General features: G+C 60.9%; 13 protein-coding genes. 6 read left to right on the top strand and 7 right to left on the bottom strand.

Features of this window, described 5'->3' with window-relative positions; genetic code table 11:
- Positions 1-51 precede the first annotated feature (51 nt).
- Positions 52-546 (bottom strand): hypothetical protein, encoded by a 495-nt coding sequence (locus HMPREF2734_RS06830; protein WP_070570065.1) that lies wholly within the window; start codon positions 544-546, stop codon positions 52-54.
- A gap of 29 nt (positions 547-575) precedes the next feature.
- Positions 576-1,019 (bottom strand): hypothetical protein, encoded by a 444-nt coding sequence (locus HMPREF2734_RS06825; protein WP_070570063.1) that lies wholly within the window; start codon positions 1,017-1,019, stop codon positions 576-578.
- A 277-nt stretch (positions 1,020-1,296) separates the two neighbouring features.
- On the opposite strand from HMPREF2734_RS06825, the gene ilvA reads away from it, so the two are divergent.
- From ilvA to HMPREF2734_RS06805, 4 genes are read left to right on the top strand one after another with little or no spacing between them, the layout of a single operon-like run.
- Positions 1,297-2,580, top strand: a complete 1,284-nt coding sequence (gene ilvA / locus HMPREF2734_RS06820; protein ID WP_070570061.1) for a threonine ammonia-lyase IlvA — start codon at positions 1,297-1,299, stop codon at positions 2,578-2,580.
- On the top strand, positions 2,581-3,231 hold the full coding sequence (locus HMPREF2734_RS06815; protein ID WP_070570060.1) for a YigZ family protein: 651 nt from the start codon (positions 2,581-2,583) through the stop codon (positions 3,229-3,231).
- Positions 3,232-3,242: 11 nt separating this feature from the next.
- Complete coding sequence (locus HMPREF2734_RS06810; RefSeq protein WP_070422217.1) at positions 3,243-3,476, top strand: hypothetical protein; 234 nt, start codon at positions 3,243-3,245, stop codon at positions 3,474-3,476.
- Between the two features lie 4 nt (positions 3,477-3,480).
- Positions 3,481-3,864, top strand: coding sequence for an RNA-binding S4 domain-containing protein (locus HMPREF2734_RS06805; protein ID WP_070570058.1), 384 nt, complete (start codon positions 3,481-3,483; stop codon positions 3,862-3,864).
- A gap of 6 nt (positions 3,865-3,870) precedes the next feature.
- On the opposite strand, the gene HMPREF2734_RS06800 is transcribed toward HMPREF2734_RS06805, so the two are convergent.
- The 5 genes from HMPREF2734_RS06800 to HMPREF2734_RS06780 all read right to left on the bottom strand — a co-directional run bounded on the left by HMPREF2734_RS06800 (position 3,871) and on the right by HMPREF2734_RS06780 (position 9,720).
- Positions 3,871-4,902, bottom strand: a complete 1,032-nt coding sequence (locus tag HMPREF2734_RS06800; protein WP_070570056.1) for a GTP pyrophosphokinase — start codon at positions 4,900-4,902, stop codon at positions 3,871-3,873.
- A 14-nt stretch (positions 4,903-4,916) separates the two neighbouring features.
- Complete coding sequence (locus HMPREF2734_RS06795; protein WP_070450928.1) at positions 4,917-5,468, bottom strand: hypothetical protein; 552 nt, start codon at positions 5,466-5,468, stop codon at positions 4,917-4,919.
- A gap of 103 nt (positions 5,469-5,571) precedes the next feature.
- Positions 5,572-6,933, bottom strand: coding sequence for an exonuclease domain-containing protein (locus tag HMPREF2734_RS06790; RefSeq protein ID WP_070570054.1), 1,362 nt, complete (start codon positions 6,931-6,933; stop codon positions 5,572-5,574).
- On the bottom strand, positions 6,934-9,123 hold the full coding sequence (gene glgX, locus HMPREF2734_RS06785; protein ID WP_070570052.1) for a glycogen debranching protein GlgX: 2,190 nt from the start codon (positions 9,121-9,123) through the stop codon (positions 6,934-6,936).
- A gap of 39 nt (positions 9,124-9,162) precedes the next feature.
- On the bottom strand, positions 9,163-9,720 hold the full coding sequence (locus HMPREF2734_RS06780) for a TetR family transcriptional regulator (protein WP_070570050.1): 558 nt from the start codon (positions 9,718-9,720) through the stop codon (positions 9,163-9,165).
- A 210-nt stretch (positions 9,721-9,930) separates the two neighbouring features.
- Between HMPREF2734_RS06780 and HMPREF2734_RS06775 the strand changes: the two genes are divergently transcribed.
- Together HMPREF2734_RS06775 and HMPREF2734_RS06770 are read left to right on the top strand one after the other, a co-directional pair.
- Positions 9,931-10,641, top strand: coding sequence for a hypothetical protein (locus tag HMPREF2734_RS06775; RefSeq protein ID WP_070422224.1), 711 nt, complete (start codon positions 9,931-9,933; stop codon positions 10,639-10,641).
- Complete coding sequence (locus HMPREF2734_RS06770) at positions 10,641-11,162, top strand: hypothetical protein (RefSeq protein ID WP_141739363.1); 522 nt, start codon at positions 10,641-10,643, stop codon at positions 11,160-11,162. Before HMPREF2734_RS06775 ends, HMPREF2734_RS06770 begins: the two co-directional genes overlap by 1 nt.
- The last annotated feature ends 17 nt before the right edge of the window (positions 11,163-11,179 follow it).

The raw sequence follows: 11,179 nt of genomic DNA, 5'->3' as shown, positions 1-11,179 counted from the left end.
AATGCCCGCTGGCATATTGCACAGCGGGCATGAGGAGATGAAGCGCGTGTCTTACTTGAAGAACTTACGCAGCGCCTCGCGACCACCAGGGATCGAGTTGATGAAGACAACCAGGCTGCCGATTGCAGCACCAAGCGTCGTAACAATCACGCTGATAGTCGTGATTGCTTTCAGGATTTCTTCCTCATTATCGGCAGGGCCGATGCTTCCGTGCGGAGCCAGCGTTGCCGAAGGCTCAGCGGTCACCTTCGTCGGCGTAGGAGCGGTCGTGGTTTCCTTCGTCGTGGTTTCGGTCGACTGGTTGGTGGTAGTTTCCTCCGACGTCTCAGTAGTCGTCGTCGAGGTGGTGGTTTCCTCCGTGCCCTCGGAAGGTGCCGGTTCCGCCGGCGCCTCAGTGGTCGTCGTCGGTGCCGGTTCCGAGGTGGCGGTGGTAGTTGCCGAAGTGGGTTCGGATGTGGTGGTCTCTGCAGCGAGAGCTGAAGTGCCAAGAGCGCCAGCGGCGACGGCGGCACCGGCTGCGGAAACCAACAGAGTGCGGAGCTTCATGCTTGAATATTCCTAGCTGGGGTGGAGGTTTAGAACGGGAGCTTCGGGAGCTGGACCTGCGGCACGTGGACGTGCGGGATGCCCAGGTGGAACTCGCGGTTCAGTGCGTCGATGATCTTGTTGATGCCACGCGGGTCAGAGAACACGATCAGACCGGTGGTCAGAACCGCAGCGAGGGTGCCAGACACTGCGCCGATGATGTGGCCCTGGGAGGAACCGGAAGTCTGCTTCTGGGGAGCCGGCGGGTTGTTGGTCTCGTCCTTGTTGTCCTCGCCCTTGCCCGGCTTGTCGGTTTCGCCCTCGCCCGGCTTGTCGGTTGCGCCCTTGTTGTCCTCAGGTTGGTCAACCGGAGCGGTGGTGTTGGTGTCGATGGCCCCGTTGCCGGTGTTTTCGGCGTCCTCAGCGTAAGCCGGGGTAACAGCCAGGGTCAGCGCGGTCGCGGCAACGACCATTGCAGAAGAAATGCGCTTCATTATGAAAAACTCCTATGGAAATTTAGGGGGTTTGTCGCTGTCGACCGTGCGCTCGACAGATCACTCGGAAGAACCTAGCAGGTTCCCAGAAGAAAACATAGTGATATAGGCAATGTTTTCAGTGTTCCCCGCATCGGATTGGCCAACACCTGGAAGTCAGGGGTTTGGTCACGGCGAGCAGTGTACCCCAAATCATCTATATGTCTAAGTTCTGTGGAAGCGGGGTAAATCGAGGTTTGAACAAACTGAAAACTCGTCGCGCGTACACTGATCGACCATGCGCCCATCCGACACATTCCAAGAGGTCCATGCCGCCGATATCCAGTTCGCGCAGGGAAGGATTTCTTCTGTCATTACTCCGTCGCCGCTGCAGTACTGCCCGCGGCTGTCTCAGCAGTACGGTGCTGAGATTTATCTCAAGCGTGAAGACCTGCAGGATGTGCGTTCGTACAAGATTCGCGGGGCGTACTTTGGCATTTCGCAGCTAACCCCGGAGGAGCGGGAGGCTGGCGTAGTGGCGGCGTCGGCAGGCAATCACGCCCAAGGCGTGGCGTACGCGTGCCGTGCGCTTGGGATTCAGGGCAAGATCTTTGTCCCGAAACCCACCCCGAAGCAGAAGCGTGACCGCATTTTGGTGCACGGCGGTGATGCGATTGAGCTCGTCGTTACGGGCAACACGTTTGACGAGGCTGCCCAGGCTGCGCGCGAAGACGCTGCGGCACGGGGAGCGACGGTGATTGAGCCGTTCGACTCGCGCAATACCGTGGTCGGGCAAGGCACCGTCGCGGCCGAGATCGTCGCGCAATTGTCCAGTATGGGCAAGCAGCTCGACACTGTTCTTGTGCCGGTCGGTGGCGGTGGCCTGATGTCAGGTGTGATGTCGTATGTGGCGGACATGTCGCCGTCGACGAGGGTGGTTGGTGTTGAGCCGGTGGGGGCGTCGTCGTTACGCGCTGCGATTGAGGCGGGCGAGCCGGTGACGCTGGAATCTATCGACCCATTCGTAGACGGTGCGGCGGTGAAGCGGATCGGTGACACTCCCTGGCAGGTGTTCCAAGCACACAAAGATCGTGCTGAGGTGTTTTCTTGCGACGAAGGGGCAGTGTGCACGGAGATGCTCTCGCTGTATCAAAACGAAGGCATCATCGCTGAGCCCGCGGGTGCGCTGTCGGTTGCGGGCCTTGCACAAACGACGATTAAGCCAGGCTCGACCGTCGTCTGCATCATCTCTGGGGGCAACAACGATGTGCTGCGCTACGCGGAGGTCATGGAGCGCTCCTTGGTCCACCGCGGGCTGCGTCACTACTTCCTGGTCAACTTCCCCCAAGAGCCAGGACAGCTTCGCATGTTCCTGCGGGAGATCCTGGGTGAGGAAGACGACATCGTCTTGTTTGAGTACCTGAAGAAGAACAACCGCGAAACCGGTGCCGCGCTCGTCGGTATTGAATTGGCGCATGCGGACGACCTTGCCCCGCTTCTGGAGCGCATGGACGGATCGCCGATCGGCTGCCGACGTTTGGAGCCCGGCACGCCGGAGTACGACTTCATCGTTGCAGGTTAAATGGTTACTTCCTACGTCCGACCCAAGGCTGGGGAGACAGCCATCCACGAACTTGAGATCAAGCGTTCGCGGTTTATTACCTGGGTGACGCGCGCCACCACTGAGGAGGAAGCGCGCGAGGTCATCCATGCTGCGCGTGAGGCGTACCCGGATGCGCGCCACCATTGTTCGGCGTTCATCGTTCATGTCGACGACGCACAGCCAATCGAGCGTTCCTCCGACGACGGCGAGCCCTCCGGCACGGCAGGAAAGCCAATGCTTGAGGTGCTCAAAGGATCAGGCATGTCCGACATTGTCGCCGTGGTTATTCGCTACTTCGGTGGCATCAAGCTTGGCACGGGTGGGCTCGTGAGTGCGTACACGAACGCGGTGTCTAAAACACTGCCGAGCGTTGTCACCACCACACGCGCCATGCGTGAGCAAGTTGCCGTGGACCTTCCGCATGCTGAAGCCGGCCGAATCGAAGCAGAACTACGCAACGCTGGGGTGGAAGTCGTAGACGTCGAATACGGCGCTGCCGCCACATACACGCTTGCGTTCGAGCCGGGGGAGCGCGAGCGTATCGACGACCTCCTCGCCGCCGCCACCCAAGGCAAAGCAGAAAGCAAAACGCTCGGACCACGGTGGGTCGAGTTGTCTACTTCGCGCTAGAATTGCATGCCATGACTATGCAGCCGCGCCCAAACAACCCGATCGACCAACGAAAAGCCGCCGTGCGCAAATACTCGCGCGACGCGCTGGTGTGGGCCGGCGGCGGCCTCGCCGGCGGCATCGCGTTCGGTCTGCTGATGCAGTCCTGGACGATCCTGGTGCTTGGGCTCGTCATCGGAGTTGCGGGTGGTTTTGTGAATTGGAACAAGGTCCAAAAGATCGTCAATCACCAGGACCGTTACTAGCGCCTTGATCGAACCGTCAGGCAAAGCCGTCCGTATCGACGCCTGGCTGTGGGCCGTGCGGATCTTCAAAACACGCAGCCAGGCCGCCGAAGCCGTTCGTGCTGGGCACGTCAAGATCGGTGGCAAGGCAGTCAAACCTGCCGTCCAGGTCGTGCCGGGAGACACGGTGCGGGTATGGAAGAACCACCACGAGTACATTCTCGAGGTTACGGCGACGGTGTCGAAGCGCGTTGGCGCCCCGGTGGCGCGCACCTGCTACATCGACCACAGTCCGCCACCACCACCGCGTGAACTCTTCGCGGCACCTCCTGTGCGCGATCGCGGAACTGGGCGCCCCACGAAGAAGGAACGCCGCGAAATCGACCGCCTCATGGGGCGGCGTAACTAAACGCAGCTAATCGATGCTGCTGCGCAGCCGGGCTAGACGGCCGTTCAGACGCTCGCGGCGCACCTCTGGGCGGTTTCCCGAATCCCAGGTTTTCTCGATGTGTTCGGTGCCGAACCGGTTGAGCAGCAGATCGTCGATAATGCGCACTTGCCCCGGGACGAATGAGTAGTTCATCGAGTTGGACACAGCCTCGATGTCTGCCGGGTTGGTCAGGTCCGCAACGTCCGAGACAAGCTCAATGCCGTGGGCACGCAGCAACTCGGTGAGGAAGCGGTAGTCGCCCGCGCGTGAGAGCGGAAACTGGCTGCCAAGCAACACGGTCAGAATGCCCGGCAGTGTCTCAGGCGAGATTTCGGTGTCCACGTCGGTGTGCACCTTTTCCTGCGGGTCTGCCAAGGTTGAAATTTGGTCAAACTGCTGATCGGCTAGCTCGATAAGCCCTGCGGCGAGGGTGAACGCGCGGTCCACCTGCGGGTCGAGTTTTTCCGCTGAGCGTTTGTACCTGATGTCGTGCTCAAACTCCGCCCACGCATGCTGCAGCACTGTACGAATCTGCACCTCGAAGACTTGGCCGACGAACTCCTCAAGGCCCTCGGATTGCTCCTCAACACGGACGACAAGGTGGTGCGAGCCGTAGCCGAAGTTGCCGGCGACTCGGGTTTCTTCGGCTTTGTCCACGCTGCGCAACACCTCAAACTCGTCGGCGAGCAGGCGCTGCACTGCAGGGATCTCGGTCGAGTGCAGCACGGTGATACGGGCGCCGATGATGTCTTTGATGTCGTGCCACGGGTCGGGGTAGAGCAACTCACCGTCGCGAGTTTTGCGGGCTTTTTCCTTCAACGAGGTCCAGGACTTCACTCGTGCATCTACACGGTCGAAATTCACGCCGGCATCGCGCATGAGTTCATGGAGGGCGTGGCGGAAGGTCATCGCCGCGTCCTCGTGTGCGTTTACCCAAGCGAAGTATGTGGAGCCGAGACGTGCGATTGTGTCGTCAGCTTCCTTGTTTCGCTTGGCCGGTTGTTTTGAAGTGCTCATGTCGGCGGGTGAGCTTACCCGGAAACTGGCGGATCGTGCATTAGCGGGAAGCCGACCGAGTATGTCATCAGTGCGCCGCGCCCCAGGATGTCGCGGACGTGATGCAGCGGTGCGTCGAAGATAAACAGTTCCTGGTCGTCGCGGGTGGCGTAGACCAGCTCGTGGTGGGGGTCGAGCACCGTCTGAAAATGGCGGTGCATCACGGTAAACGTTTTCGGGTGAGCGAGCCACGCGGTGGGTGGCACACCGTGTCCACCTACCTCTAAACCGGGCGGAAGGCCGGTCTGCTCCAGCGCGGCAGCGGGATTGCGCACCAAAAACTCGACGCCCGTGTCGACGAGCGCCCGCTTCGCCAACCGGTCAGCGGCACCATTCCAGAGCTGGTTCATGCTCGGCGTGAGCTCACCGATTTGTTGGTGGGTCAGCGCCGGACCGTCGTCGACGGTAAAGACACACACCAGGCGCGGTGCAAGGTTGATAAACGCGGTCGAGGCCGAAAAGCCAGGCGTGAGCCAGGAACGTGACGACGACGATGGCGCGACGTCGTCACGCCGCGCCAGCCGCAATTCAATAGCATCTTGGTGGACAGGGCGGGGAAGAGTTTCTACTACGTACATACTCAGTTAGACGTAGCCAACACCGCCCCGGTTCCATCCGAACCAAAACTTTTTACAGACCGAGTACCTCGAGGAGTTTCGGGGCCTGCCAAATCTGAATGTCCTGGCCCTTTTCCTGCAGTTCGCGGGCTCGCTTTTCCTTCGAGGTCACACTCGACCATTCGCCGACAACCAAGATGGTCGTTTTCTTGGTGACGTTCTTGCCCACCTGCGCGCCCTGCTTCGCAATCGCGTCCCACAACTCGCCCTTATCGTGCGGTTCGAACTCACCGGTTAAGGTGACGTGCTCGCCGTACAGAGGAGCGTTCGGGTCGGCTTGAGCATCTGGCTCCGGCACGGTGTCCGGGGTGGCCACCGACTGCCACGGAGCGGGTTTGCGCTCCTTCTTCACCGGCCCGGCCTGGTTGGAACCACGTGGCTCGGCGGTGGCGGCAACGGCAGCAGCGACACCACCTTCGGCGACCTGCTTCGCCTGCACCGCGCGGCCGGCACCGGAGCGGTCGCGGAGGACAGGGGTGACGCGGGCGTCGTCGATCGATCCGAGCGTGAACCCGGTGTCGTGGATGAAGCTCATCAGGCTGCCAGTGTGGCCGGCCTCCCGGGCGAGACCAACCATCACACCGGCGCACGCAGCGGCATCTTCGCAGGCATCGTGGTGGTTGTCCAAGGAAACGCCGAAGTGCTGCGCAAGGGTTGGAAGCTTGTGATTTGCCACATCCAGCTTGGTAGCGCGGGCCTGTGCCAACGTGCACGCGAACAGCATCTTCGGGACGGCGATGGAGGAGGCCAAGCAAGCATCGCGAAGTGCGGAGGCATCGAACTGTGCGTTGTGCGCGACAAGGGGTAAATCCCCGACAAAGGTGGTCATTTCCGCGATACAGTCGCGCACGTCTGGGGCATCAGTGACATCCTCAGCAGAAATGCCGTGGATAGCAACGTTGCCGGATTCGAACTCGTCTAAACCGGCAGGCGGCTTACATAACCAAGACTTTCGCTCGACCTCTTCGCCGTCGACAATCTTGACCAACCCGATCTGACAGATCGAGCCCCAGCGACGGTTCGCGGTTTCCACATCGAAACCGACGAAGGAGAAGCCAGGAATGCCTGCTCCGCCGTCGGCGGTAGCGGTGGTGGGGGCCTTGCCGTGCTTGGCGTCGTCGAGAAGCGTGCGCAACTTCTTTGCGCCATCGACGTCTCCCGGTGCGAACCAGACGGTCAGCGGAGCACCGGTGGTGGCAACATCCACTTTGGTCGGCGACCATGCGTCACCTTCGGTGATATCCACGCCGGTGATATCCGCAATACTAACGGTGCGGTCCGAGGAGTCGCCGCGCAGCGAGGCGAGGAGGGCAGTTGGGGTCACGGTGAGGGCGTCGTTGGTCACAGTCAACGTTGCACCATGAGCGGAAATCATTTAGACGTTGCCTTCCTTTCGGCCCGCACCAGCGGGCGGTTGCGTACGGCGCAGCACCACGGTCGAGCGCTGGCCGACAGTGACAGTCGAATCCGGACCGATGGGTTGTGCGTCTTCACGGTAGCCGAGGGGGCCAGTCGTATCGACGACGATCTCCCATTCGTCGCCAAACTTTGCGCCGGGAACAGTGAAGTCAATGTCCTCATAATGGGCGTTGAACATGAGAAGGAATGAATCGTCCACGATGCGCTGGCCGCGGCTATCGGGTTCCGCGATCGCTTCGCCATCGAGGTGAACCATAAGTGCACGGCCGAAGGCGGCGTTCCAATCGTCTTGTGTCATGAGACGGCAGTCGGGGGTGAGCCAAGCGATCTCTCGGCCGTGTTCGTCGTCGCCAAGCGCACCGCCCTCGAGGAACCTGCGGCGGCGAAACACCGGATGATCTCGGCGCAAAGCGATGAGCCGACGCGTGAATTCGTGCAGGTCTGCTGCGCTTTCAAGGTTGGACCAGTCCATCCAAGCCGTCTCGTTGTCCTGGCAGTACACGTTGTTGTTACCGCCCTGGGTGCGTGCGATCTCGTCGCCGTGAGCGAGCATCGGGGTGCCCTGAGATAGCAAGAGTGTGGTCAGGAAGTTGCGGCGTTGCCGTGCTCGCAGGTCGAGCACCACAGGGTCGTCCGTGTGGCCCTCCACACCGCAGTTCCAGGACCTGTTGTGGTTCTCGCCGTCGCGGCTATCTTCGCCGTTGGCTTCATTGTGTTTGTCGTTGTAGGACACCAGGTCATTCAGGGTGAACCCGTCGTGGGCGGTAATGAAGTTGATCGACGCGGTGGGGCGACGCCCGTTGTGCTGGTACAGGTCCGACGAGCCGGTGAGGCGCGAGGCGAACTCGCCGAGGGTGGAGTCCTCGCCGCGCCAAAAGTCACGCATGGTGTCGCGGTACTTGCCGTTCCACTCGCTCCACAGGGCAGGGAAGTTACCGACCTGGTAGCCGCCTTCGCCCACATCCCACGGCTCGGCGATGAGTTTGACCTGGCTCACCACCGGGTCCTGTTGAACCAAGTCGAAGAAGGTGGCCAGACGGTCCACGTCTGAAAACTCGCGCGCGAGGGTCGAGGCGAGGTCGAAGCGGAACCCGTCGACGTGCATCTCGGTGACCCAGTAGCGCAGCGAATCCATAATCAACTGCAGGGAGTGCGGGTAGCGCACGTTCAGTGAGTTTCCGGTGCCGGTGTAGTCCATATAGAGGAACCGGTTGTCGTCGACAAGCCTGTAATACGCCTCGTTATCAATGCCACGAAACGCAATTGTCGGGCCCATGTGGTTGCCCTCCGCGGTGTGGTTGTATACCACATCCAGGATCACCTCGATGCCGGCCTCGTGGTAGGCGCGCACCATCTGTTTGAACTCGGCCACGGCATCGCCAGGGGCAGAGGAGGAGGCGTAGCTGTGCTCCGGGGCGAAGAAACCGAACGTGTTGTAGCCCCAGTAGTTGCGCAACCCGAGTTTGAGTAGGCGGTCGTCTTGCAAAAATTGGTGCACCGGCAGCAACTCAATCGAGGTCACACCAAGGTCGGTGAGGTAATCCACCATTACCGGGTGCGCCATACCCGCATAGGTGCCGCGCAACTGCTCAGGAATGCCCGGGTGGGTCTGTGTCATGCCCTTGACATGGCACTCGTAGATCACCATCTCCTCATCAGGGATCTTCGGCGCGCGGTCGTCGCCCCAGTCGAAGAACGGGTTGATCACCACCGACAACATCGTGTGGCCGAGCGAGTCTTCTTCATTGCGACCGGTACCAGGTTCTACTGCGTTGACGTCGTAGGAAAACAGCGAGGAATGCTGATCAAACTCCCCATCAAAGGCGCGCGCGTACGGGTCCACGAGCAGCTTGCTGGGATCGCAACGCTTGCCGTCGGCCGGGTCCCACGGCCCGTGCACGCGGTAGCCATAACGCTGACCTGGGCCAACACCGGGCAGGTAAGCGTGCCAGACATGGTTATCCACCTCGTCGAGGGCGATACGCGTTTCGGCGCCGGTGTCGTCGATAAGACAAAGCTCAACTGCATCAGCAACCCCCGAAAACAGTGCAAAGTTCGTCCCCGCCCCATCAAACGTCGAGCCCAGCGGATGTGCGGAGCCAGGCCAGACTTGCTGCTGCAGATCCGGATGCGTCGTCTCAGTCATGCTGCCCGAGCATAGTGCACCCGCTCGACACTGCCCGGGCTACGAGTGCTGCGCCAAACCGTCCAGCAAAAACTTCACGGCCGCAGCATGCGTCTGCGCAGAATCGTCTTCGTACGTGTCCGAAACACTGCCGGTCGCTTCCGCAAGTTGTGTGCTTGCTTGGTGCACGGCGGCATCCCCAAGCGTCAAATGCAACAGGCCGAGAGCCACAGCACGCATCTCGCTTGACGACGACCCCTCACCCGAATACTCACGCACCGACGCAATAAACAATTCCGACAACTGGGCGCGAACCTCAGCGTCCGGCTGACTCACTGCAGCCACAAGCACCTCTGCGCCATCGCGGATGCCGAGCACCGCTTCCCGCAGCGCGCGACTTAGCTCAGCTGGGTCGGCAACTGGATCGCTCATGAGCGGGCGCACAATATGCTCCGCCAACGACGCGAGCAACTCCTGCTTGTTGACGATATGCCAGTACAACGCGCCGGGGGCGACGCCCAGCGACGACGCCACACGCCGCATGGAAACATCAGCCAAACCGTACCCAGACAGCAGCTCAAGCGCCGCCTGCGTGATGCGCTCGCGAGACAATTGCATGACACACCACCCTAGACCGAAGTGGCCGAAACATGGGTTTACGTGACTTCACAGGAACCATTCAGAACAATAGTACGGACGTTCAACCGTCAGGTAAGCGTTGCGTTGGTACTCTTTGGGACGAACGTCCCGTCGTGGCGCCAATCCACGCTCAAGACGGTTGCCCGCGTCCAGCGAACGGATGGGGTGAAACTAGGAAGGTAGTCAAAGATGAAGATGAACACTACGTCCGGCATGGCAGCATGCGTAGCTGCAGCAATGCTCGTACTTCCGCTTTCGGCATGCGGATCCTCCGACGAAGGCAAGTCCGGAGGGCTGTCCACCGCTGCTGAGGCTGCTCCGGCCGATACGGCTGTCGAGTCCACGGTGTCCGAGAATGCCGATAAGAGCGAAGGAAAGAAGGACGACGCAAAGAAGGACGAGAAGAAGGCAACCGCCACGACTTCGAAGAAGAAGGAGTCGAAGGAAGAGGGCGGCAACCAGGGCGAGGCGCCGACCCTTGCCAATCCGTTTGAGAACGGCATGCCGGAAAACACCAACCAGCCGCTCGAGGGCGCACAGGAAGGTACCGACGAAGACCGCAAGCAGATGGAAGACACTGCACGTGCTGTGCTGAACCCGGGTTCTTTCGCTGACTGGACCCGCACCATCTTGGACAATTCCTGTAAGGCAGTCGCTGACCCGATGATGGAGGAACTGGAGCGTCAGGGTCTGACCCTTGAGCAGGTTGAAGAGGCGGGCCGCCTTGCTGAGCAGCAGGGCCAGGCGCTCGAGCTGCCGAAGTCCGAGGTCAGCATTTCCGACGTTCGTGTGGACGGTAACCGTGCGTCTGCCAACCTGACTGCAAAGAACGCAAACGGTGAAGAAACCCAGGTCATGATCTTCGAGAAGGAAGACGGCCGCTGGAAGTTCTGCAACTAGTGATGGGATCTGGTGCAGGGCTGCTCGCGCTAGCCCTGCTCCTCGGTATCGCTGGAGGTTTCGCCTGGGGTGGTCTTCGTCCCGCATACGTCGGCGTGATCACAGAAAACGGCGGTATCGGGGTCGACGAAGTGGCAAGCCCTGTGAATGTACAGTTCACAGGGTTTGCGTGGTTTGTGCTGCTGGCACTCCTGCTCGGGGTGGTGCTTGGCGCCGTGGGGTGGCGCAGCGTGCGCCGCGGCAGGGTCGGCGGTTCTGTGTGGTGGATGCTGTGGATCATGACCGTTGCCGTACTCGGCGCGATCTCGATCTACTTGTTTGGTGACTGGTTGAGCCTCAAACTGCACCCCAGGCCTACCCACGATGTCTTGGAAACCGGATCGAGCTTCACGCTTGTCCCGCCGGTTTCGCCGGGGGTCGGGTGGGCTGTTGCGCCGCTGACAGCTGGTCTGGTGTTTTGGATCGGCAACCTGCGCGCCTATGCGCGTGAACCACGCGGGGATGACGACAGCCGTCTGTAAGGCCCCGAACGGCCGGA

The sequence above is a fragment of the Corynebacterium sp. HMSC055D05 genome (assembly GCF_001810365.1).
GTDB lineage: Bacteria > Actinomycetota > Actinomycetes > Mycobacteriales > Mycobacteriaceae > Corynebacterium > Corynebacterium coyleae.
The sequence above is the reverse complement of the archived record's forward strand: the minus strand, read 5'-3'. Positions and strand labels throughout refer to the sequence as shown.

Bases quoted from the DNA above. Each gene is read 5' to 3' on its own strand.
- glgX (WP_070570052.1), bottom strand. From the start codon at position 9,123: ATGACTGAGACGACGCATCCGGATCTGCAGCAGCAAGTCTGGCCTGGC.
- HMPREF2734_RS06780 (WP_070570050.1), bottom strand. From the start codon at position 9,720: ATGCAATTGTCTCGCGAGCGCATCACGCAGGCGGCGCTTGAGCTGCTG.
- HMPREF2734_RS06830 (WP_070570065.1), bottom strand. From the start codon at position 546: ATGAAGCTCCGCACTCTGTTGGTTTCCGCAGCCGGTGCCGCCGTCGCC.
- ilvA (WP_070570061.1), top strand. From the start codon at position 1,297: ATGCGCCCATCCGACACATTCCAAGAGGTCCATGCCGCCGATATCCAG.
- HMPREF2734_RS06775 (WP_070422224.1), top strand. From the start codon at position 9,931: ATGAAGATGAACACTACGTCCGGCATGGCAGCATGCGTAGCTGCAGCA.
- HMPREF2734_RS06815 (WP_070570060.1), top strand. From the start codon at position 2,581: ATGGTTACTTCCTACGTCCGACCCAAGGCTGGGGAGACAGCCATCCAC.
- HMPREF2734_RS06790 (WP_070570054.1), bottom strand. From the start codon at position 6,933: ATGATTTCCGCTCATGGTGCAACGTTGACTGTGACCAACGACGCCCTC.
- HMPREF2734_RS06810 (WP_070422217.1), top strand. From the start codon at position 3,243: ATGACTATGCAGCCGCGCCCAAACAACCCGATCGACCAACGAAAAGCC.
- HMPREF2734_RS06800 (WP_070570056.1), bottom strand. From the start codon at position 4,902: ATGAGCACTTCAAAACAACCGGCCAAGCGAAACAAGGAAGCTGACGAC.
- HMPREF2734_RS06825 (WP_070570063.1), bottom strand. From the start codon at position 1,019: ATGAAGCGCATTTCTTCTGCAATGGTCGTTGCCGCGACCGCGCTGACC.